We start from the raw sequence: 22015 nt of genomic DNA on the forward strand, positions 1-22015 counted from the left end.
GGGATTCCACCGGGACCGCCCGGTGGAATCCCCGGTTGTCAGGCCCGGGTGCCCTGGTCACTCACGAGCGTGCCGATCTTCTCACTCTTGACGGCGCGGGCGATATTGCCCGCGGTCGTCAGCTCGAAGACGAGGATCGGCAGCTGGTTGTCACGGCAGAGCGTGATGGCGGTGGCGTCGGCGACCTTGAGATCGCGGGCGAGCACCTCGCTGTACTCCAGCGCGTCGAACTTCACCGCGCCGGGGTTGGTCTTCGGGTCGGAGTCGTAGACCCCGTCCACGCCGTTCTTCCCCATCAGCAGTGCCTCGGCGTCGATCTCCAGGGCGCGCTGTGCCGCGGTGGTGTCGGTGGAGAAGTACGGCATACCCATGCCGGCGCCGAAGATGACGACGCGGCCCTTCTCCAGATGCCGTACGGCGCGCAGCGGGATGTACGGCTCCGCGACCTGGCCCATGGTGATGGCCGTCTGGACACGGGAGTCGATGCCCTCCTTCTCCAGGAAGTCCTGGAGCGCGAGGCAGTTCATGACGGTGCCGAGCATGCCCATGTAGTCGGACCGGGCCCGGTCCATGCCGCGCTGCTGGAGCTCGGCACCGCGGAAGAAGTTGCCGCCACCGATGACGATCGCGATTTCCGCGCCGTCGCGGACGACTGCCGCGATCTCGCGGGCGATGGCGTGCACGACGTCGGGGTCGACACCGAGACCCCCGCCACCGGCGAACGCCTCTCCGGACAGCTTCAGCATGAAGCGTCCGCGCACCTTGCCGTCGTCGCGCTTGTGGTCACCTGTTGCGGCGTCCGCGCCCTTGTTCATGGAGATTCTCCTCGTACACATACGAAGAAGGCCATTGCCGGTGGGTCTGGTGTCCCTCAGCGGCAATGGCCTCCTCGTCAGATCTGCGGTCGTACGGCGGTGTGCGGCCGTCGACTGCACCAGACCCTATCGGGGTCCACCGTTTTTCGCGGACGGACTCAGATGCCGACCTTGATGCGCGCGAAGCGCTTCAGGGTGACACCGGCCTCGTCCAGGACCTTCTGGACGGACTTCTTGTTGTCCAGCGCGTACGGCTGGCCAAGAAGGGTGGCCTCCTTGAAGAAGCCGTTGACGCGACCCTCGACGATCTTCGGGAGCGCGGCCTCGGGCTTGCCCTCGGCGCGCGTGGTCTCCTCGGCGACGCGGCGCTCGGCCTCGACGACCTCGGCCGGGACGTCCTCGCGGGACAGGTACTTCGGCGCGAAGGCGGCGATGTGCTGGGCGATGCCCTTGGCCAGCTCGGCGTCGGCCTTGTCCAGCTCGACCATGACACCGATCTGCGGCGGCAGGTCGGGCATGGTGCGGTGCATGTACACGGACACGAAGGCACCCTGGAACTGCGCGAAGCGGTCCAGGACGATCTTCTCGCCGAGGTTGGCGTTGGCCTCGTCCACGTACGCCTGGACGGTCTTGCCGGGCTCGATCTCGGACGCGAGCAGCGCCTCGATGTCGGCCGGGGAGGTCGCGGCGACGTGGGCGGCGAGCGCGTTGGCGACGGCCTGGAACTTGTCACCCTTGGCGACGAAGTCGGTCTCGCACTTCAGCTCGACCAGCACGCCGGACGTCTTGTCCTCGGAGACGAGGGAGACGACCGCGCCGTTCTCGGCAGAACGGCCTTCGCGCTTGGCGACGCCCTTCTGACCCTTGATACGGAGGGCCTCGACGGCTCCGTCGACGTTGCCGTCGGCCTCGTCGAGCGCCTTCTTGCAGTCCATCATGCCGGCGCCGGTGAGCTCACGGAGCTTCTTGACGTCAGCGGCGGTGTAGTTCGCCATGAGTCTGTATTTCTCTCTCGAAGTCTGAAAGATCTACGGGTGAACGGCGGGGGCGGTGCTTGTGGCACCTGCCCCCGCCGTCTTCAGCCGTGACGGGTGTCAGGCCTGCTCGGCGTCCGCGTCCGCGGCCGGAGCCTCGGCGACGGGGGCCTCAGCCGCGGGGGCCTCGGCAGCAGCCTCGGCGGCGGGGGCCTCGGCGGCCTCCGCGTCCGCGACCTTCTCGGTCTCGGCGGAGGTCTGGACCTCGGCGTCGGCCTTCTTGTCGCCCTCGAGCAGGTCGCGCTCCCACTCGGCGAGCGGCTCGCCGGCAGCCTTCTCGCCCGGCTTCGAGTCGCCGGTCGCAGCGCCGGAGCGGGCGATGAGGCCCTCGGCGACGGCGTCGGCGATCACGCGGGTGAGCAGGGTGACGGAGCGGATCGCGTCGTCGTTGCCCGGAATCTTGTAGTCGACCTCGTCGGGGTCGCAGTTGGTGTCGAGGATCGCGACGACCGGGATGTGGAGCTTGCGCGCCTCACCGACGGCGATGTGCTCCTTCTTGGTGTCGACGATCCAGACGGCGCTCGGCACCTTCTGCATCTCGCGGATACCACCGAGGGTCTTCTCCAGCTTGGCCTTCTCGCGGGAGAGAACCAGGAGCTCCTTCTTGGTGAGGCCGGAGGCGGCCACGTCCTCGAAGTCGATGAGCTCAAGCTCCTTCAGACGCTGAAGGCGCTTGTAGACGGTGGAGAAGTTGGTGAGCATGCCACCGAGCCAACGCTGGTTGACGTACGGCATGCCGACGCGCGTCGCCTGCTCGGCGATGGCCTCCTGGGCCTGCTTCTTCGTACCCACGAACATGATGGAGCCGCCGTGGGCGACGGTCTCCTTGACGAACTCGTAGGCGCGGTCGATGTACGACAGCGACTGGAGCAGGTCGATGATGTAGATGCCGTTGCGCTCGGTGAAGATGAAGCGCTTCATCTTCGGGTTCCAGCGACGGGTCTGGTGACCGAAGTGGACGCCGCTTTCCAGCAGCTCCCGCATCGTGACGACGGCCATGGCCGTACTCCTTGAGGTGCTCGGTTATCGCGACCGCAGGATTGCTGTCGCGCCTGACGCCCCGACGCGCCGTGCCACGAAGGACCGAGGAGCGCGGCCACCTTCCGGAGGGAGGTGGCGGGGCGTGCGAAGTCGACCCGGTGACCCGGATCGCCAGAAGAAGTGTACGGGACCCGCCGGGTGCCGGGTGACGGCGCTGTCCACAACCGGCCGGTAGTCCACAGATCCGGTCCATGATCCCCACGGGTCCGCGGGGCGGGGGACGGTGGCGGCATGCGATTCACATCTGAACGGGCCCGTTCCCGGAACCGGGTCGCCCGCTCTGCCGCGCGCCGCGGTACGCCGGCCGGCGGGACCCGGTGGCGGGCCGGCAGGGCGGTGGTGGCCGTGGTGGCCGCCTCGGGGTTCCTGCTCATGGGGCTGCTCGCGATGGGATGCGGCGGGCTGTACGCCCTGGCGGCGGAACGGCCGCCTCCGAGCGGGGCGGGGGCTGCGGGTGGAGCGGGTGGGGCTGAAACTTCGGGGGAGCCGGGGGGCTCGGGAGCTCCGGCCGGCGGCGCGTCGCCCGGTGCGGCGGATGGCCGTACGCCCGTGCCGGTGGATCCGGCCGGTGGACGGGTCTGGCCGCTGGAGGGGCGCCCCCCGGTTCTACGGGGGTGGGAGCCGCCCGCCACGGAGTACGGGCGGGGGCATCGCGGGGTGGACCTCGGTGCCGGACCGGGTGCGCAGGTACTCGCAGCCGCTGCGGGCCGGGTGTCCTTCGCGGGCGGCGTCGCGGGGCGCGCCGTGGTCGTGATCGAGCTGGCGGGGACGGGCGATCCGCCGCTGCGGACCACCTACGAGCCGGTGCGCCCGCTGGTCGCGAAGGGCGACGAGGTCACGGCGGGCCAGGTGGTGGCGGTCATGTCGGCCGGGCCGTTCCACTGCGCGTCCGGCTGTCTGCACTGGGGCCTGCGGCACGCGGACGCGTATCTGGACCCGCTGTCTCTGCTGCCGCCGTCACTGCTGCGGCGCGGACCGTCCCGGCTGCTGCCGGTGTCGGGGGTGCCCGTACCCCGCACCGTCGTCCGTGGGTTCCGGTCACGGCAGTGAGCATCTGAGACGGGGAGGCCGACGAGGGCATCAGCCCTGGTCGAGCATCTGAGCCGGGGAGGCCGGCGAGGTCGTCAGCCCTGGTTGCCGCGGATGCCTCGCACGCCGTTCAGCACCATGGCGACGGCGGTGTCCGCGATCACGCCGGGCTCCTCCGCCACACTCAGCTCGATACGGCGGACCGCCGCGTCCACGGAGCCTTGGAGCAGCATGGCCGCAAGCCGGGGCTGGTCGTGCCCGAGGTCGCTGAGCGCGTCCACGATCATGGCGATCAGACCGCCGTGCGCCGCCCGGATCTTCTCGCGGGCGCCCGCATCCAGCTCGCTCGCCGAGATCGCGACGACGGCCCGGTGGCGACGGTCGCCGACGAGATCGAGCTGCCGCCGGACATACGCCTCGATCTTCTCCCCGGGCGTCCCTGCCCGCTCCATCGCACTCTCGACCTCGGCCGCCCACACGGGGAAGTCGACGGCACAAAGCTCTTCGACCACGGCGGCGCGGGAGCGGAAGTACTCGTAGACGGAGGACCGGGCGAGGCCCGTGCGTTCGGCGAGGGCGGGGAAGGTCAACGCCTCCGTGCCTCCCTCGGACAGCAGGGAGCGCGCTGCGTCCAGGAGGGCGCCGCGCTGCATGGTCCGGTGCTCGGCCACGGAGGCCGCTCGAATCCTGGGCACACCACCACTCTACGGCGGGCGGTGTTCACGAGGGGGGCGGGCGGCCCCGATCGTTGGCCGAAGCACTCCCACCGCGAGGCTGCGCGGGACCGGCATGGGGCCCGCCCATGGCCTGCACGGCCGTCTCAGCGTCCGGCGTCGGCCAGCTTCGCGCGCAGTTGCAGCACCGACTTGGTGTGAATCTGACTGACCCGGCTCTCGGTGACCCCGAGGACGTTGCCGATCTCGGCGAGGGTGAGGCCCTCGTAGTAGTAGAGCGTGACGACCGTCTTCTCGCGGTCCGGGAGGGTGTTGATCGCGCGGGCGAGGAGCCTTCTGAGCTCATGGTCCTCGGCCACTTCCACCGGGTTGTCGGCGGCGGTGTCCTCCAGCGTGTCCATCAGGCTCAGACGGTCGCCTCCCTCACCGCCGACGTGAAGCAGCTCCTCCAGCGCGACGACGTTGGCGAGCGACAACTGACTGAAAACCGCGTGCAGTTCCTCCAGTGCGATGCCCATCTCGGCGGCGACCTCCGTCTCCGAGGGGGTGCGTCGCAGTTGAGCCTCCAGGGTGGCGTAGGCGCGCTCCACCGCCCGCGCCTTCTGGCGCACGGAGCGCGGGATCCAGTCCAACGCCCGCAGTTCGTCGATCATCGCGCCCCGGATGCGGGTGATCGCATAGGTCTCGAACTTGATCGCGCGCTCGATGTCGAACTTCTCGATCGCGTCGATCAGCCCGAAGACCCCGGAGGAGACGAAGTCCGCCTGCTCGACGTTGGACGGCAGGCCCACGCTCACCCGGCCGGCGACGTACTTCACCAGGGGCGAGTAGTGCAGGATCAGCTGTTCCCGCAGCCGCCCGTCGCCCGTGGTCTTGTACGAACGCCACAACTCGTCGAGCGAGGAGGGGGCGGGCGGGCGCACAGTGCCACGCGCAGCCGGTGGCGCTGCCGCGCGGTCAGACCCGGAGGTGTGCTGGGGCATGTGGTGCCTTGAGCCGTTCTGCCGTGAAGTGCTGGGGGACTTGTTTCTGGGCCGGAATCCTTGTGAGCGTAGCGTGACTGAGGTGTCGCGGTCCGCGCAGGACAGGAGATCGGTGCTGCGCGCTTCCCGGCGAACGGACATGGAGCGTGACGCGGCGGCGGACACGATTGCGCACCTGGGCGAGAACATGACCGACCTCCGGGGCCGCCGCCTCACGCGCCGGCCCCGGAGGTGTCACTGAAGGATCCACCGAGGTCATCGGCATCACCTTTTCACCCGAATGCCCCAGGTCAAGAATCGCCTCGCCGCGCGTCGCCATTGCATGTCGGCCGCTTCGTCAACCTCCATCCATCGCCTTCGCGTTCGACGAACCCCAGTGAGTGCAGTTCGTACAGCTTGCCGAGCGCCTCGTCCGCACTCGTGGCCGCGGCGCGCGCGACCTCCCGTCCGTTGACGAATCCATGGGCCGGCAGGGCGTCAAGCACCCTGCCGCAAACGGGATCCAGGTAGTCGCGGGGCAGCATCGGACCGTGCCTCGGCGGAGCCAGATCCCCGATGTCCCCGACCAGCTCGGCAACTTCCGCAGCGTCCGTCACCAGCACGCCCTCGCCCCGCAGGAGTTCGTGGACGCCTGCCGACAGACCGCTGGTGGCGGGGCCCGGTACGCCCATGGTGTAGCGGCCGAGCCGTTGCGCGCTGCGCGCCGTGACGAGTGAACCGCTGCGGTACTCGGCCTCGACGACGACGGTTCCCCGCGTCAACGCGGCGATCACCCTGTTCCTGAGAATGAATCTGCTGCGGGTGGGATGCTCCGCCGGCGGCAGTTCACCGAGGACGAGCCCCTGTTCGACCACGCGTCCGATCAGCTCGGCATGACCGCGCGGGTAGGCGACATCCACCCCGCAGGCCAGTACCGCCATCGTCGCGCCACCGGCAGCCAGGGCGCCGCGGTGAGCCGCCCCGTCGACCCCGAAGGCCGCGCCCGAGACGACCACCCACCCCCGCTCCGCGAGACCCGCGCCGAGCGCCGTCGCCATATGAGCCCCGTACGGCGTGCAGGCGCGGGCTCCGACCACGGCGACCGAGCGCAGCGCCCAGAGCCGCAGATCGGGCCTCCCCCGCACCCAGAGCCCTGTCGGCCTGGCGTCGCCCAGGTCGTCGAGCTGACTCGGCCATTCCCGGTCACCGGGGCAGATGAAGCGCCCGCCCACCGAGGCCACCGCCGCCAGGTCCCGCTCGGGCTCGGCGGTCCGGGCCCGCAGCCGGTAGCCGGCCAACCGCCTCGCGGTCATCCCGCTCAACTGCTCGGCCGATCCGTCCCGGGTGGCGATCCGCCGCATCAGCTCCGTGCCACCGCACTCACGCAGCCAGCGTCCGCCTCGTACGTCCCCCGGCTCCATGACCCGGGTCAGTGCCGCCCGCGCCAGCCGCTCCCGGTCGCTCACCCCGCCGCGGGATCCTGTCCCGTCGGACATCCGCCGCTCACCGGCCGCCCGCCCGTGCGACGCGCCGGTCCGCTTCGCTCCCCCGGCAGCGTCCGCGCAGCCCTCCGCCCGTTGCCCGGTCATGACGCCCCCGATGTCATCGGGACCCCGCGCGGAATCCCGGTCCGAAGTTCCAGGGCCACCCCGATGTCCGAGGCGTCCGGGCGGTCGGCTCCGCGCAGATCGGCGACCGTCCACGCCACCCGCAGCACCCGGTCCAGGCCGCGCGCCGTGAGCATGCCCCGCTCCATGTCCCGCTCGGCGGCCATCAGCGCACCCGGCGCCGCGACCAGCCGGGTCCGCAGCTCATGCCCGGGCACCTCGCTGTTCGTGGTCCACGGGGTGCCCGCCAGCCGCTCCGCGGCCCGCTCCCTGGCCCGGAGCACCCGGGCGGCGACCGTCTCGGTCGACTCGCCCCGGCCGCCCCGGCCCATCAGGTCCTCACGTCTGACGGGGTCCACGGTCACCCGCAGGTCCACCCGGTCGAGCAGCGGTCCGGAGAGCCTGGCCTGGTACCGGCGGACCGCCGAGGGCGGGCAGTCGCATCCAGCCCCGCTCAGGGTGTGCCGCCCGCAGGGGCAGGGGTTGGCGGCGAGCACCATCAGGAAGCGGGCCGGCAGCCGTACCACCCCGGCGCTGCGTGCTACCACCACATGCCCCGACTCCAGCGGCTGACGCAGCGCGTCCAGTGCCCGTACGGAGAATTCCGGAGCCTCGTCCAGAAAGAGAATCCCGCGATGCGCCAGCGAGACCGCGCCGGGCCGTGGCAGCCCGTTTCCCCCGCCGACCAGCGACTGCATGGTCGCGGAGTGGTGCGGTGCGCAGTAGGGCGGGCGGGAGACCAGGGGTTCGCCCGGCGGCAGGATGCCCGCAACCGAGTGCACCGCGGTCACCTCAAGGGATTCCTGCCTGCTCAGCGGCGGCAGGATGGCGGGCAGCCGTTCGGCCAGCATGGTCTTGCCCGCGCCCGGCGGTCCTGACAGCAGAAGGTGGTGTCCGCCCGCCGCCGCGACCTCCAGGGCCTTGCGCGGCCGCTCCTGACCCGCGACGTCGGCCAGATCCGGCCAGGTGCCCTCGCCGTGCGCCGACCCCCTGGCGAGCCCGGTGCCCATCCCCGCGCCGGGCACCATCAGCCCGGCCAGCATGGTGTCGGGACGCCCCTGGTCGTGGGCCGCCGCCTCGTCGGGCACCGGTTCGTCGCAGAGCACGGCGATCAACTGCCGCAGGCTCCGGACTCCGAGCACGGAGACCCCGGGCACCAGAGCCGCCTCACCCGCGGTCTGCTCGGGTACGACCACCTGCCGGTACCCGGCCTCCGCCGCGGCCAGGACGGCGGGCAGAACCCCGCGCACCGGCCGCACCCGGCCGTCCAACCCCAGCTCCCCGATCATCACCACATCGGCGATGGAGGCGGGGGCGATCCGCTCCGCCGCGCCGAGCACCGCACAGGCGACGGCGAGATCGAATCCCGAACCGCTTTTGGGCACCGAGGCCGGGGACAGTCCCACCGTGAGCTTCTTCTGCGGCCACTCCGAACCGGAATTGACCACGGCGGCCCTGACCCGGTCCCGGCTCTCCACCAGGCTCTTGTCCGGCAGACCCACCAGGGTGAACGCCGCGACCCCGGCCTCCAGGTCCGCCTGGACCTCCACCACCACGCCCTCGACACCGACCAGTGCCACCGAGCAGGCCCGCGCGAACCCCATCAGGCCACCCCCCGCGCATGCTCGGCCAGGGGCGCACCGCGCCTGGGCAGCACCACACCGACCAGGTCGATCCGCACCCCGCCGGGCGGCGGACCGCCGTGGCGGGCCAGCCAGAGCTCGGCCAGCCGCCGCAGACGGTCCGCCTTGGCCGGAGTGACCCCGGCCATCGGGTGCTCGAAAGCCCCCTCCCTGCGGGTCTTCACCTCACAGATGACGAGAGCGTCACCGTCCTTCGCGACGATGTCGATCTCGCCGGCGCGACAGCGCCAGTTCCGTTCGAGTACGGACATGCCGGCATCGGTCAGCAGCCGTGCCGCCAGATCCTCGCCGTACCGCCCGAGTGCCCCCCGTGCGTTCATATCGGCACCACCTCCGGCACCGACTGTGACGCGTCTGCCCCCAACTAGTGGATCTTGGTGGACAACTCAGCCGTTGTGGACAACTCAGCCACCCGGAAGCTCGAGATCGCTCTTGTTGAGCTCCTCGATGTTGACGTCCTTGAACGTCAGAACCCGTACCTGTTTGACGAACCGTGCGGGCCGGTACATGTCCCAGACCCAGGCATCCGCCATGGACACCTCGAAGAACACCTCACCCTGGACCGAGTGCACCTGCATCTCGTAGTCGTTGGTGAGGTAGAAGCGCCGTTCGGTCTCGATCACATATTTGAACAGACCGACGACATCGCGGTACTCCCGGTAGAGCTTCAGCTCCATCTCGGTCTCGTACTTCTCGAGGTCCTCGGCGCTCATTGGCATGTTCCCCTTCAGCCGTGCGTTCCCCCATTGTGCGCCAGGGCCCGGCTCCCCGGTCGCTCAGGCGATTTCGGGGGCGAGAACCAGTGGCGTACGCGGAGGACCGTCGTCGAGCAGCGTGCGCAGCAGCTCGGCGAGTCTGGTCGGGTACACCGTCTCACGCGCCGCCGACAGTTCGGCGGAGGTCCACCACCTCAGACCCGCGACACTGCGGCGTTCCAGCCCTGTCTGCCCGCTGGTGTCCGTCGCGGTCTGCGTCGTGCGGGCCAGGAAGTACCACTCGTCCTGGTCCCAGCGCCGCCCGTCGAACGGAAAGGAGCACATCCGCTTCCAGAGCAGCGGGCCCAGCTCGACGTCCGTGATCCCGGTTTCCTCGGCCAGCTCCCGCAGGGCTGCCTGCTCCCGGGTCTCGTCGCCCTCAAGACCGCCGCCGGGGGTGAACCACCAGGTGCTCGCCGGGTCCTCCGGTTCGAACCCGTGCATCAGCAGAATGCGGTCGTCCGGATCGAGGAGCACCAGGCGGGCGACCTTGCGCGCCTCAGCGGGCACCGACGGTCGCCTTCCCCTGCTTGTTCCGCTTCGACCGGGCGGACCGCGCCGCGACCGGCCCGTACACGGCACCGCCCAGGATGAGCACCACGCCCGCGGCCATGGCACCGAGCTGAAGCTTCAGCGGCCCCTCGGACGACACCCCGCCGGGCAGCGCCGCGAAGGTCTGGGGCCGTCCGATCATGCCGCCCAGCGGCCAGGCGACGGCGTCCACCCGGGCCCGTACGGCGCTGCGCGGCACCGAACCCTGCCCGCTCTCCTCCAGGTGAACCCGGGAGTCCTGCGAGACCGTGCGGTCATCTCCCAGGAGGAAGAGCTTCCCCTCCGGCACCTCGGCCGTGAAATCGATCGCCGAGGCCGGGTCCCCCGCCTCAAGATACGTTTCCGCCACGGGTATGCCGTTGACCGTGAGGCGGCCGTCCTTCTCGCAGCAGGCGACCTTGTCGCCACCGATCCCGACGACCCGCTTCACCATCGGCATGTCACCCCACGCCTGATCGGTGAACACCACCACATCACCCCGGCGGACCTCACTGCCGTCCACCCGCTGCGCGAGGACCCGGTCGCCCGCCTTCACCGTCGGGCTCATCGACTCGGTCGGCACCGTGTACGGCCGGTACACCACGGCCGCCCAGGCGAAGCCGCCGAGAAAGAGCACACAGCCGACGGCGACGGCCAGCCCCGACAGCTTGCTGCCGAGCCGGCCGTTGCCCTCACCCGTACGTCCTGTTGCACTCATCGCAGCGTCCCCCATCGGAGATCGACAATCGCTGATCCGAGTCGGCACCCTACCCGGCGGTACGCCCGCTGGTCAGCCTCCGGCGGCGCCACAGCACGAGAGGCAGCGCGCCCGCGACACCGAACGCCCCGGGGGCCAGGCCCGCCGCCGCGTCGATCCCCGACTGGTCGAAGGTGTCCGGGACCGACAGCATCGACCAGCGATTGATCGGCCACGCCACCACCACGGCCCGTCCCACCACGTCCTCGACGGGCACGAAACCCTTGGTGGCTTCCTCGGTGTGATAGCGCGAGTCCCACGAGTCCTGCCGGTGGTCGCCCATCACCCAGATCTTTCCGTCGGGCACTTTGAACGGCCCGAAGGGCTTGTCGTCGCACGCCGAGTTGCCCGGGAAGATGTACGGCTCGTCGAGCGCCTTCCCGTTCACCTTGACGGGGCCGCCCTTCGCGCACTCCACTGTGTCGCCGCCGACCGCGATCGTGCGCTTGATCAGGTCCTTCTCCTGGGCCGACGGCATCAGGCCGATGAAGCTCAGGAAGTCCTGCACCACATTCGACTCGGGAGTCGGCTCCCCGGCCAGCCAGTTGTCGGGATCGTGGAACACCACTACTTCACCGCGCTCGGGCTCCGAGCCGAACCACGGCGTCAGCTTGTCCACCAGCACCCGGTCGCCCCGCTGAAGCGTGTCCTGCATCGAGTCCGAGGGAATCGAGAACGCCTGCACCAGAAACGTCTTGATCAGCAACGCAAGGACGAGCGCGATACCGATAAGAAGGGGCAGCTCCTTCCAGAAGGGCCGCTGCTTCCGCGCCTTCCTCCCGCCCCCGTCTCCTTCCCCGTCCCTGTCCCCGTCCCCGTCCCCGTCCCCGTCCTGCGTCTCCGCAAGAGGGTCCGCATCGGGAGTCGTAGCGGGCGCGTCCGAAACCGGAGCCTGCGCAGGCACGTCGGGAACCTGAACCTCCGCAGGCGCGTCCGGAACCTGCGTCTCCTCCGGCGGACCGGCGACAGGGTCGGCGGGCTGGTCACGCCACTCCCCAGGCTCTCCGTGTCCAGGTCGCGCACCGGCAGCCATGTCACTCACGTTCCAGTCCTCACTCTGCGGCCCACACCTGTTCCAGGGTCCGTTCGTTCGAGCCCACTGCCTCGAACAACGAACGGGAGTTCCGCAGGGGCACTGCGTCCCAGGCCGCCTTGTCGTCAGCGGGCCACCGGGCATCCCACCACCGAAAACCGCCCTCCGGTTGCTCAACGTGCTCGCCGAGCAACCGGAGGGCGGTTCAACCGTGCCATCCGGTGCCCGCGTCGCAGGCACCGGCGTCTTTCCTCACACACCGTACGTCGTGGCACACATCGACGCGGCAGAGAGTCAGCGGCGACCGAAGTTCGCGAAGCCCACACCCCCGACGGCCGCAGCAAAAGCGACTACGACTTTCATCGGGGAAATACGTGTCGCGTCTTCCCCACCGCGGAGCTGTGGAGCTGTGGACTTGTGCAGTTGTGGAAAATCGGCCGACTTGACCGTACGAAGAACGCCCGGCAGGCGCCTGTCATTTACTCGATCTTGGCAACGCCTTGATCGCACCGATATCCCGACACCCTGACGAATCAGCACGATTCAACGGATCATGACGAGCCGTCGCCCGCTACTGCCGGACGGAGTCACGCTCGGCCCGCCTGCGCCGCCAGAGCACGAGCGGCACGGCTCCGGCGATACCGATCGCACCCGGCGCCGCGCCCATCGCGGCGTTCAGCCCCGGCTGGTCGAAGGTCTTCGGGATCGGCAGGGTCGCCCAGCGGTTGACCGGCCACGCGATGACCACGGCCCGGCCGACCACCTCGTCGACGGAGACGGTGCCGCCGCCCGGCAGCTCCTGGTGGTAGCGGGAGTCGAGGGAGTTCTGGCGGTGGTCGCCCATGACCCAGATGCGGTCCTTGGGGATCTTGATCGGCCCGAACGGCTTGTCGTTGCAGGGAGTGTTGCCCTCGAAGATGAACGACTTGTCGTCGAGCGCCTTGCCGTTGACCGTGACCGGCCCGTTCTCCTTGCACTCCACCGTGTCACCGCCGATCGCGATGACGCGCTTGATCAGGTCCTTCTCCTCGGCCGACGGCATCAGACCGATGAAACTGAGGAACTTCTGCACCACGTTCGGATCGGGTGCGGTGGTGTCCTCAAGCCAGCCGCCCGGGTCGTGGAAGACGACCACTTCACCGCGCTCGGGCTCCGAGCCGAACCACGGCGTCAGCTTGTCGACCAGCACCCGGTCGCCCCGCTGAAGCGTGTTCTGCATCGAGTCCGAGGGGATCGAGAACGCCTGCACCAGGAATGTCTTGATCAACAACGCAAGGATGAGCGCGATACCGATAAGGAGGGGCAGCTCCTTCCAGAAGGAGCGGGGCTTCTTCTGCGCCGTGCTGCCGCCGCTCGGGGTGCCGCCGTCACTCCCCGTCGAGTCCGCCGTCCCGGCGGGCTCGGAATTCCCCGGATTGTCCGGCCGGTCCTCGGGTTCGTCGTGTCCGGATCGCGCGCCGACCGCCAAATCCCCCACATCCACTCCTTATTCCGTGCCACCGCCTGCGCCCTAGCCGGTGCAGGCCCACCACTCCCATAACGAGCGGGAGTTCCGCAGGGGTCGGGAGCCGGATCAATCCATTGGGATCCGGAGACACACTATTCGACGGTACGGCGGCAGCCGCCGTCCCGGCGCGCGCGTCCGGGACCGAGGAGAACGCCGAACGTTCCTCCAGCTCGTGCCAGTGCCCGAAGGGCCAGGCGATCACCACGGCCCGCCCCACGACCGCATCCTCGGAAACCGTGCCGTTGCCTGTCTTGTCCAGGTGGAAGCGCGAATCGGCAGAATTGGAGCGGTGGTCCCCCATCACGAAGATTCTTCCGACTGGAACCTTTACCTCGAATTTGATCGTGGAAGGCGAATCGCCGGGATAGATGTAGGGCTCGTCGACCGCCACCCCGTTGACGGTGAGCCTGCCGTCCTTCGCGCAGCACTTCACCGTGTCGCCGCCGACGGCGACCACCCGCTTGATCAGATCCTGCTCGTCGTCGGAGGGCAACAGCCCGATGAAGGTCAGTACCTCTTTCACCTGCTTGATGACGACGGGTGACTCCTCGGACTCTCCCACCGGGTTCGGCGGCGGCCAGTCCGAAGGGTTCTTGAACACGACGACGTCGCCGCGCTGCGGCTTGGACCCGAACCAGGGCGTCAGCTTGTCCACGAGCACCCGGTCACCGATCCGGATGGTCTGTTCCATGGACCCGGACGGGATCACGAAGGCCTGCACCAGAAAGGTCTTGAGTACCAGCGCGATCAGCAGTGCGACGGTGATGAGAAGGGGGATCTCCTTCACCGCCGACCTGCGCCGCTTCCGCTTCACCTTGCGGGCCAGCTTGCGCCGCTCCGCGCGAGTGGGCAGCGAGCGCGCGGCCGTCGGCCGGGTGCCGGTGGGCAGCGGAGTCTCCGGATCCGCGGCGCCGTGCCTCCGCCCGCGGTTACCCATGCGCCGAACCGGGCGCCGGTATTCCGTCGAAGTCCGCGGTGTCCGGCACGGACCCCAGGCGGCCCAGCGGCCAGCCGAACCAGTCGGCCCGCCCGATCACCTTGTCGACGGGGACCATGCCGCCGCCCGGTTCACCCAGGTGGTCGCGGGAGTCCCGGGAATTGCTCCGGTGGTCGCCCATCATCCACAGCGTCCCGTCGGGCACCACGATGTCGAACGGCACCCGGGACGGCGCGTCCCCCGCGAACAGGTAGTCCTCGTTCACGGGCCGGCCGTTCACCTCGACCCTTCCGCGCTTGTCGCAGCAGACCACCCGGTCACCCCCCACACCCACCACTCGCTTCACGAAGTCGGTCTCGGCGGGCTCCGCGAACCCGAGGGAAGCCGCCGCACCGTGCAGCAGCCCGGTCACGGGGTTCTCCGGCGGCGTCTCCTGGACGAAGGATCCGGTGCCGTCGAAGACCACCACGTCGCCGCGCTGGGGTACGGAGCCGAAACGGTACGCCAGTTTATTGACGAGCACCCGGTCCCCGACCTGCAGAGTGGACTCCATCGAGCCACTGGGGATCAGGAAGGGCTGCACCACGAAGTTGCTGAAGAGCAGCACGCCGACCGAGCAGACAGCACCGAGCGCAAGGGTGCGGCGCCATGACATCGAGGTGGTCAACCGGCCCGGGATACGCGAGAAGCGCGACCCCTCCTCCGGCCCCGTAGCGGGTGCGGAGGAGCGGTCGCGCTCCTGAGGCTTTGCTTCCGTGTCCATCGGGGCCAGAGCTTATCCGGCCGTCCTGTGGACCAGGGAGTCAGCTCAGCGGTCGCGCTTCTCCTTGATCTTCGCGGCCTTGCCGCGCAGCTCACGGAGGAAGTACAGCTTGGCGCGACGGACGTCGCCGCGCGTGATCAGCTCGATCTTCTCGAAGATCGGGCTGTGCACGGGGAAGGTGCGCTCGACGCCGACGCTGAAGGAGACCTTGCGGACCGTGAAGGTCTCGCTGATGCCCGCGCCCTGACGGCGGATGACAATGCCCTTGAACTGCTGGATACGGGAGCGGTTGCCCTCGATCACGCGGACGTGGACGTTGACGGTGTCGCCGGAGCGGAACGCCGGGACGTCGGTGCGCACCGAAGCGGCATTGACGTCATCGAGCAGGGAAGCCATGGTGTCTGCTTTCTTCGCCGATGCCACAGGTCATCGACGGGAGAGTGGTGAGTTCAGGGTGCTGATCGCGTCGGACGGGCGTCGGGACCATCCCCGTATGAGGGGAAACACATTGGCCGCTTTCCCCCTGTGGCAGGGGCGCACGCGGACGTACAGCAGCTGCCTATTCTTCCACGGCTTGGGGCCTGCGCCAAAATCGGCCGCCGGGCTCCGGTGACCAGCCGAGGATGGAGAGCATCTCCCGGTCCTTCTTGTCGAAGGCCGTCGCCTCGCAGCGCTCGATCAGATCGGGTCGGTGGAGTGCGGTACGACGGAAGGCCTCGTCCCGGCGCCAGCGCGCGATCCGCCCGTGATGGCCGCTGAGCAGCACGTCCGGGATCTCCCGGCCACGCCACTCGGGCGGCTTGGTGTAGACGGGGCCCTCCAGCAGGTTCGCCATCGCGCCGGGCGCGAAGGAGTCGTCCCGGTGCGACTCGGCGTTGCCGAGCACGCCGGGCAGCAGCCGGGCCACCGCTTCCGTGATCACGAGCACCGCGGCTTCGCCGCCGGCCAGCACGTAGTCGCCGATGGACACCTCGACGACCGGCACCCGGGTGGCGTACTCCTCCGTCACCCGCCGGTCGATGCCCTCGTAGCGGGCCGGGGTGAAGATCAGCCAGGGCCGCCCGGAAAGCTCGACGGCCAGCTCCTGGGTGAAGGGCCGGCCACTCGGCGTGGGCACCACGAGTACCGGGGAGTGCGCCCCCGACTCGTAACCGTCCGCCAGGGTCTGGTCCAGTGCTTCGCCCCACGGCTCGGTCTTCATGACCATGCCGGGGCCGCCGCCGTAGGGGGTGTCGTCGACCGTGTTGTGGCGGTCGTACGTCCACTCCCGCAGGTCATGCACATGCACGTCGAGGCGCCCGCGTGCGCGGGCCTTGCCGACGAGCGAGACGTTCAGCGGTTCCAGGTACTCGGGGAAGATCGTGACGACGTCGAGGCGCATCAGACGTCTTTCCCGGATTCGACGGAACCCTCGCCGGAAGGCGCGGACCCGGACTCGGAAGGCGCGGACTCGGACTCGGCCGCCGCCTCCTCGTCACGCGTGGACACCACGATCGCCTGGCTCTCGTCGATCAGACCGGGCGGCGGTGTGATCACCGCGCGCTGCTCCTCCAGGTCGATCTCGGTGACGATCTCCTCGACGAACGGGATCATCACCTCGGTGCCGTCGGGACGCTCCACGATGAAGAGGTCCTGGGACGGCAGGTGCGTGATCTCGGTGATCCGGCCGATCTCGGTACCGTCGGCGAGGACCACGTCCAGGTCCATCAGCTGATGGTCGTAGAACTCCTCGGGATCCTCCGGGAGCTCCGCCGGATCCACATCCGCGATCAGCAGCGTGTTGCGCAGCGCCTCGGCGCCCGTACGGTCCCGTACGCCCTCGAAACGCAGCAGCAGCCTGCCGCTGTGCACCCGGCCGGTCTCGATCGTCAGCGGCCCCGTCGAGGCCGGCTCGGTGGCCAGTACGGCGCCGGGCCCGAGCCGGAGCTCCGGCTCGTCCGTGCGCACCTCGACGGTGACCTCGCCCTTGATCCCGTGGGCGCGACCGATCCGTGCGACTACCAACTGCACCTTGTGTCTCTCCTGTCGTACGACGACGGGCCGGGGTGGGCGCATGGCCCTCCCCGGCCCGTGCCGGTGTTCAACTCTGTCAGCGAACCTGGTCCACATCGACGAGGTCGACGCGGATACCACGGCCGCCGATGGCGCCCACGACGGTACGCAGCGCGCGTGCGGTGCGACCGTTGCGGCCGATCACCTTGCCGAGGTCATCGGGGTGAACCCGAACCTCGAGCACGCGTCCACGACGCAGATCGCGCGAGGCGACCTGCACGTCGTCGGGGTTGTCAACGATGCCTTTCACGAGGTGCTCGAGAGCCTCCTCGAGCATGCTCAGGCCTCGGTCGACTCGGCGGGCGCAGCTGCGTCAGCAGCGTCGTCCGCCTTCTTGTCGGCCTTCTTCGCCTTCTGCGTGATGGCCTCGCCCTTGGACTCCTCACCGATGTCCTTGGTGAGGGCCTCGAACAGGGCGCGCTTGTCAGCCTTGGGCTCCGGCTGCAGCAGCGGCGCGGGGGCCGGAAGGCCCTTGTGCGCCTGCCAGTCACCGGTGAGCTTCAGGATCGCGAGAACCGGCTCGGTCGGCTGGGCGCCGACGGACAGCCAGTACTGCGCGCGCTCTGCGTTGACCTCGATGCGCGAGGGGTTCTGTACCGGGTGGTACAGGCCGATCTCCTCGATGGCCCGACCATCACGGCGGGTACGGGAGTCGGCGACGACGATGCGGTAGTGAGGCGAACGGATCTTGCCCAGACGCTTCAGCTTGATCTTGACTGCCACGGAAGTGGTGTCTCCTGGTCTATGACGTGGTTGGGCACAACAAAGATGCCACGTGGGGTTGCGGTACTCGGAGTGCCCGATGGACGCGTCAGCCGGAGGAGAGAGGGGTCCTATGCGACTGTCGAGTACAGCTGTCCATTGTGCCACACCACATCGCCTCACCCCACCGCGACCACTGCCTCCGGGATCCGGAACGGCTTTCCGCAGCCGCCGCAGACGATCGGGGCCTGCGCGAGGACCGACGGAACGACGCGCACATTGCGACCGCAGTCGCAGACGGCCTTGACCCGCACGCCTCCTCCGGAGGAACCGTGCCGGGCCGCGGGGCCGCGGAAGGAGCGCTTGGTGTCGGCGGCGGTGGCGACGGTGTGCGCCTTGAGGGCACGCTGCAGCCGTTCCATCGTCGGCCGGTACCGGCGCTTGGCTTCGGGATTGAGCGTGACCAGCGAAAAGCCACTGCTGGGGTGGGGTTCCTCGGCGTGATCGAGGCCCAGCTCCTCGGCGATCGCGAGGAATCGACGGTTGTGGTATCGGCCGGCGCGCGAGGTGTCACGGACACCTCTGGCGGCGGCAATGCCATGGACTGCCTCATGGAGCAGTCGCTCGAAGGAGAGCTCGGCGCCACAGGCGGACGAGGACTCTCCGATCAGGGACTCGGGCGCGGCTAGATCGGGCAGCTCGGGGTGGTACCGCTGAATGTCGGCCCACGCCTGTGCCAGCTCTGCGGCAAGTACAGGTGGTGTCGTGCTCACGTCGTGACAACGAGCGCGAGTGCCCCGGTGTTCCGATTCCGGGCCATCCCAAATATTTTGCACGTACCAGTCAGTTGCCGTTCATGCGTCCTGACGAGGGCGGGTGCGCCGATCTGCGGAGAAGACTCACAGCTCACACCAAGGTGGTACGTAGCGCCGCGTACGCCCGGGCGCGTAGACGGCGCGTACGCCCGCCCGTCAATGTCGCGGGCGCCGGGCGCGGAAACCGACAGTACCCGGCCCACCGCCCGCCCCCGCGGCCCCTCCCCCGAGCAGCCCCGCCACCCCGGCCTGTGGCGGCACGGAGCGCTCGACGTGCCCACCCTCGCGCGCCGGGTGAGACTGGGACCGCGGCGCGGGAAGCACAACCCCCGGGCACCCATGTCCTGCGAGCGTTCCGGTCCCGGGCGCATCGCCGGCCGCCACCACGGGCAACCATGGCCCGTAGACCCCTGGACGCGGAGGCGGATGCGCAGTTCTCTGGCATACGGGGGAAGCGCGGACGTACGGCCACGGGGAGATCGTCCATTCAGGCACGACCCATCGGTATGACCGGCATCTCGGCGGATTGGGGCGCATTCCATGACACCAACGCTCGTCCGGCACCACACGCAGGCGAAGCCGTCCGCGCCCGTGGACACCGGTTCCCGCGCCCGTGACTGGGCCGAGATCCAGGAGCGGATGCTCGCACCGCTCTACGAGGCGGTGTACACGCGGCTCGAAGTCGGACCCGCCACGCGCATGCTCTCGCTCGGCTGCGGCTCCGGGCTCGCCCTGCTGATCGCGGCCGGCCGCGGGGCACGCGTCACCGGAGTCGACCCCGACCTCGACCGCCTGGCGCTCGCCCGGATCCGGTTGGCGGCCGGCCCGGAGAACGAGCGCGTGTCCGGGTCCGCCGGACCGCAGCTTCTGGAGTCCCTGCCGACCGCGGCCGCCGGCCACGAGCCCTACAGCCTGATCACCGCGTTCACCCCGATCGGCTGCTCCCCCGACGACGGCGAGGAGCTGGTGCGGACCCTCGGCACAGCGGTGCCCTCGGCCGGCCGGCGCAGCACGGTCGTCCTGACCGGCTGGGGGCCGCCCGAGCGGTGCGCCACCGATGCCGTGCTGCGCGTGGCGACCCGGCTCGCGGAGGGCCCGGGAACGCCGCGGACCACGGGCCGGCGCGGAGCCCGGCGGGACGACCTGGAGAACGTGGCGTTCCGGGCCGGGCTGAAGCCGGACGGCTCGGGGCGGGTGGCGTGCCCGTTCGGCTACGCGGACGTGGACAGCGCGGTACGGGGCCTGTTGTCGACGCGGCTCTTCGACGCCGCGGTGGAGGCGACCGACCGGTCCCAGGTGGAGAAGGAGGTGGCGGAGGCCCTGCATCCGCACCTGCGCCGGGACGGGACGGTGTGGATGCCGAACGTGTTCCGCTACCTCGTCTGCACGACTTAGGAGCTCGCGGGTGCCGGCCCGCGTGCGGGCCGGCACCCGGAAGCGCTACTTCGCCGGCCGGGTGATCCCGGCCGCCCGGTACGCGTCCGCTTCGTCCAGCGTCTCGTTCGCCAGCAGCGCCGTGGCCAGCGAGTCCAGCCGGTCCCGGTTCTCGCCCAGCAGCCGGCACGCCTCCTCGTAGCACTCGTCGACGATGCGCCGCATCTCACCGTCCACCGCGTCCAGCGTCGAGGGCGCCGCCGACAGGCCGTACGCCTGCTGGGCATCGCCCGGAATCGCCGTCAGCCGGCCCACCTTGTGGCTCATGCCCCAGCGGCCCACCATGCCCCGGGCCAGGTTGGTGACCTGTTCCAGATCGCTCTCCGCGCCTGTGGTGATGACGCCGAACACCACCTGCTCGGCCGCCATGCCGCCGAGCGCTCCGATGATCCGGCCGCGCAGATACTCCTCGGTGTACGCGTACTTGTCGGCGTCCGGCGTCGAGAGCGTGACGCCCAGCGCACGCCCGCGCGGCACGATGGTGACCTTGCGGACGGGGTCCGAGCCCGGCTGGAGCATCCCCAGCAGCGCGTGCCCGCTCTCGTGGTACGCCGTCCGGCGGCGCTCCTCGTCCGACATGACGAGCGAGCGCTCCGCCCCGAGCTGCACCTTCTCCAGCGCGTCCGAGAAGTCGGCGCCGTTCACCTCCGGCTGCCCCCTCTTCACGGCGAGGAGCGCGGCCTCGTTGGCGAGGTTGGCGAGATCTGCGCCGGTCATCCCCGGAGTCGTACGGGCCACCTGGGCCAGGTCCACGTCCCCGGCCATCGGGATCTGCCGGGTGTGGATCTCCAGGATCGCCTCCCGGCCGTTCTTGTCCGGCGGGCTGACCTGGACGATCCGGTCGAAGCGGCCGGGCCGGGTGAGCGCCGGGTCGAGCACGTCGGCGCGGTTGGTCGCCGCGAGCACCACCACGCCCTCCGAGCCGGAGAAGCCGTCCATCTCCGTGAGGATCTGGTTGAGCGTCTGCTCGCGCTCGTCGTGCCCGCCCATGCCCGAACCGCCGCCGCGGGCCCGTCCGATGGTGTCGATCTCGTCGATGAACACGATGGCGGGGGCGACCTTGCGCGCCTCGGCGAAGAGCTCCCGGACCCGGCCCGCGCCGACGCCGACGATCATCTCGATGAACTCGGAGGCCGAGGCCGAGAAGAACGGCACCCCCGCCTCCCCCGCGACCGCCCTGGCCAGCAGCGTCTTGCCGGTACCGGGAGGGCCCGCGAGCAGCACTCCCCCGGGCATCCGGGCACCCATCTTCCGATAGGCGTCCGGGTTCTTCAGGAAGTCGACGACGTCGTTGAGCTCGCCCGCGACCTCGTCGATCCCCGCCACGTCCTTGAACGTCGTACGCCGGTCCCCCTCCAGCTCGACCGGTTTGGGCGGGGCCTTGCGGCCGAAGCCGCCCATGCCGCCACCCATCCCACCGCGCGACATCCGCCGGGCGATGAACACCCACAGCAGGACGAGCAGCAGCATCGGCGCCAGCGAGAGCAGCAGGTTGGCGAGGAAGCTGCGTTCCTTGACGACCGGTTCGGCGGTGACCGTGACGTCGTCCTTGACCAGCTCCGCCCAGAGGTTGTCATCGGCGAAGGCGGGCCGCTGGGTGACGAACTTGGTGTACTTGTCGTCCTTGCCCGGGACCTTCGCCTCCTTCTTCAGCTGCCCCTGGATGGCATCGCCCTTGGAGTAGATCTTGGAGACGTTGCCCGAGGTGACCTGCTTGCTGAACTCCGTGTACGCGATCGTCGGCTCGTCCTTGCCGTTGAAGAAGGAGAGCACCAGATTGGCGATCAGATAGACGGCCAGCGCGGTCAGCAGGAGTCCGCCCCAGCCTCCCGGCATCTTCCGGCCGGGTGGCGGGGGCTTCGGTGCACCCTCGGAGCGCCAGGGCTGATCGGTACGGTCGCGGGGAGGTACGGGGTTGGTCACG

General features: G+C 69.8%; 24 protein-coding genes. 2 read left to right on the forward strand and 22 right to left on the reverse strand.

Going from position 1 to position 22015, the window contains the following annotated elements; genetic code table 11:
• Window positions 1–38 precede the first annotated feature (38 nt).
• The 3 genes from pyrH to rpsB all read right to left on the reverse strand — a co-directional run bounded on the left by pyrH (window position 39) and on the right by rpsB (window position 2848).
• Window positions 39–815, reverse strand: a complete 777-nt coding sequence (gene pyrH, locus OG912_RS06790) for a UMP kinase (RefSeq protein WP_148021169.1) — start codon at window positions 813–815, stop codon at window positions 39–41.
• Window positions 816–973: 158 nt separating this feature from the next.
• Complete coding sequence (gene tsf / locus OG912_RS06795; RefSeq protein ID WP_327708609.1) at window positions 974–1810, reverse strand: translation elongation factor Ts; 837 nt, start codon at window positions 1808–1810, stop codon at window positions 974–976.
• 99 nt (window positions 1811–1909) lie between these two features.
• A complete protein-coding gene (rpsB, locus tag OG912_RS06800) occupies window positions 1910–2848 on the reverse strand; it encodes a 30S ribosomal protein S2 (protein ID WP_326657609.1) in 939 nt (312 codons plus the stop codon).
• Between the two features lie 429 nt (window positions 2849–3277).
• Between rpsB and OG912_RS06805 the strand changes: the two genes are divergently transcribed.
• Window positions 3278–3940 carry a murein hydrolase activator EnvC family protein gene (locus tag OG912_RS06805; protein ID WP_443061076.1) on the forward strand — a complete coding sequence of 221 codons (663 nt, stop codon included), beginning with the start codon at window positions 3278–3280 and terminating at the stop codon, window positions 3938–3940.
• A 74-nt stretch (window positions 3941–4014) separates the two neighbouring features.
• Here the strand turns inward: OG912_RS06805 and OG912_RS06810 are convergent, their stop codons facing one another.
• The 18 genes from OG912_RS06810 to OG912_RS06895 form a co-directional block, all read right to left on the reverse strand.
• Window positions 4015–4590: a TetR/AcrR family transcriptional regulator gene (locus OG912_RS06810; RefSeq protein WP_327713357.1), complete on the reverse strand. Its 576-nt coding sequence runs from the start codon at window positions 4588–4590 to the stop codon at window positions 4015–4017.
• A gap of 149 nt (window positions 4591–4739) precedes the next feature.
• The gene (gene whiG, locus OG912_RS06815) at window positions 4740–5576 is read right to left on the reverse strand and encodes an RNA polymerase sigma factor WhiG (protein WP_326739059.1); all 837 of its coding nucleotides are present in this window, start codon (window positions 5574–5576) and stop codon (window positions 4740–4742) included.
• 290 nt (window positions 5577–5866) lie between these two features.
• On the reverse strand, window positions 5867–7144 hold the full coding sequence (dprA, locus tag OG912_RS06820) for a DNA-processing protein DprA (protein WP_443060954.1): 1278 nt from the start codon (window positions 7142–7144) through the stop codon (window positions 5867–5869).
• A complete protein-coding gene (locus tag OG912_RS06825; protein ID WP_327708611.1) occupies window positions 7141–8766 on the reverse strand; it encodes a YifB family Mg chelatase-like AAA ATPase in 1626 nt (541 codons plus the stop codon). Before OG912_RS06825 ends, dprA begins: the two co-directional genes overlap by 4 nt.
• Window positions 8766–9125: a YraN family protein gene (locus OG912_RS06830; protein ID WP_326739041.1), complete on the reverse strand. Its 360-nt coding sequence runs from the start codon at window positions 9123–9125 to the stop codon at window positions 8766–8768. The genes OG912_RS06825 and OG912_RS06830 overlap by 1 nt, the downstream gene beginning before the upstream one ends.
• Window positions 9126–9209: 84 nt before the next feature.
• On the reverse strand, window positions 9210–9518 hold the full coding sequence (locus OG912_RS06835; protein WP_003965949.1) for a DUF2469 domain-containing protein: 309 nt from the start codon (window positions 9516–9518) through the stop codon (window positions 9210–9212).
• A gap of 63 nt (window positions 9519–9581) precedes the next feature.
• Window positions 9582–10070 carry an NUDIX hydrolase gene (locus tag OG912_RS06840; protein ID WP_326739040.1) on the reverse strand — a complete coding sequence of 163 codons (489 nt, stop codon included), beginning with the start codon at window positions 10068–10070 and terminating at the stop codon, window positions 9582–9584.
• Window positions 10060–10809 carry a signal peptidase I gene (lepB, locus tag OG912_RS06845; RefSeq protein ID WP_327708612.1) on the reverse strand — a complete coding sequence of 250 codons (750 nt, stop codon included), beginning with the start codon at window positions 10807–10809 and terminating at the stop codon, window positions 10060–10062. Before lepB (OG912_RS06845) ends, OG912_RS06840 begins: the two co-directional genes overlap by 11 nt.
• Before the next feature lie 49 nt (window positions 10810–10858).
• Entirely contained in the window at window positions 10859–11752 is an 894-nt protein-coding gene (lepB, locus tag OG912_RS06850) for a signal peptidase I (RefSeq protein WP_327708613.1), read from the reverse strand.
• A 700-nt stretch (window positions 11753–12452) separates the two neighbouring features.
• Window positions 12453–13349 (reverse strand): signal peptidase I, encoded by an 897-nt coding sequence (lepB, locus tag OG912_RS06855; protein WP_327713359.1) that lies wholly within the window; start codon window positions 13347–13349, stop codon window positions 12453–12455.
• Window positions 13249–14325 (reverse strand): signal peptidase I, encoded by a 1077-nt coding sequence (gene lepB / locus OG912_RS06860; protein ID WP_327708614.1) that lies wholly within the window; start codon window positions 14323–14325, stop codon window positions 13249–13251. The genes lepB (OG912_RS06855) and lepB (OG912_RS06860) overlap by 101 nt, the downstream gene beginning before the upstream one ends.
• On the reverse strand, window positions 14318–15088 hold the full coding sequence (gene lepB, locus OG912_RS06865; RefSeq protein WP_327708615.1) for a signal peptidase I: 771 nt from the start codon (window positions 15086–15088) through the stop codon (window positions 14318–14320). The genes lepB (OG912_RS06860) and lepB (OG912_RS06865) overlap by 8 nt, the downstream gene beginning before the upstream one ends.
• A gap of 45 nt (window positions 15089–15133) precedes the next feature.
• Entirely contained in the window at window positions 15134–15484 is a 351-nt protein-coding gene (gene rplS / locus OG912_RS06870) for a 50S ribosomal protein L19 (protein WP_327708616.1), read from the reverse strand.
• Window positions 15485–15647: 163 nt separating this feature from the next.
• Window positions 15648–16469 (reverse strand): tRNA (guanosine(37)-N1)-methyltransferase TrmD, encoded by an 822-nt coding sequence (gene trmD, locus OG912_RS06875; protein ID WP_327708617.1) that lies wholly within the window; start codon window positions 16467–16469, stop codon window positions 15648–15650.
• Window positions 16469–17098: a ribosome maturation factor RimM gene (rimM, locus tag OG912_RS06880; protein WP_327708618.1), complete on the reverse strand. Its 630-nt coding sequence runs from the start codon at window positions 17096–17098 to the stop codon at window positions 16469–16471. The genes trmD and rimM overlap by 1 nt, the downstream gene beginning before the upstream one ends.
• A 79-nt stretch (window positions 17099–17177) precedes the next feature.
• Window positions 17178–17417 carry an RNA-binding protein gene (locus OG912_RS06885; RefSeq protein ID WP_014153811.1) on the reverse strand — a complete coding sequence of 80 codons (240 nt, stop codon included), beginning with the start codon at window positions 17415–17417 and terminating at the stop codon, window positions 17178–17180.
• Window positions 17418–17419: 2 nt separating this feature from the next.
• Window positions 17420–17863, reverse strand: coding sequence for a 30S ribosomal protein S16 (rpsP, locus tag OG912_RS06890; protein WP_326739033.1), 444 nt, complete (start codon window positions 17861–17863; stop codon window positions 17420–17422).
• A 158-nt stretch (window positions 17864–18021) separates the two neighbouring features.
• Window positions 18022–18615 carry a hypothetical protein gene (locus tag OG912_RS06895; RefSeq protein WP_073739095.1) on the reverse strand — a complete coding sequence of 198 codons (594 nt, stop codon included), beginning with the start codon at window positions 18613–18615 and terminating at the stop codon, window positions 18022–18024.
• Window positions 18616–19197: 582 nt separating this feature from the next.
• On the opposite strand from OG912_RS06895, the gene OG912_RS06900 reads away from it, so the two are divergent.
• On the forward strand, window positions 19198–20052 hold the full coding sequence (locus OG912_RS06900) for a class I SAM-dependent methyltransferase (RefSeq protein WP_327708619.1): 855 nt from the start codon (window positions 19198–19200) through the stop codon (window positions 20050–20052).
• 45 nt (window positions 20053–20097) lie between these two features.
• Here OG912_RS06900 and ftsH read toward each other — a convergent pair whose 3' ends face one another.
• A complete protein-coding gene (ftsH, locus tag OG912_RS06905; protein ID WP_327708620.1) occupies window positions 20098–22014 on the reverse strand; it encodes an ATP-dependent zinc metalloprotease FtsH in 1917 nt (638 codons plus the stop codon).
• Window position 22015: the final 1 nt, after the last annotated feature.

Origin of the sequence: Streptomyces sp. NBC_00464 (genome assembly GCF_036013915.1) — a bacterium.
Lineage (GTDB): Bacteria > Actinomycetota > Actinomycetes > Streptomycetales > Streptomycetaceae > Streptomyces.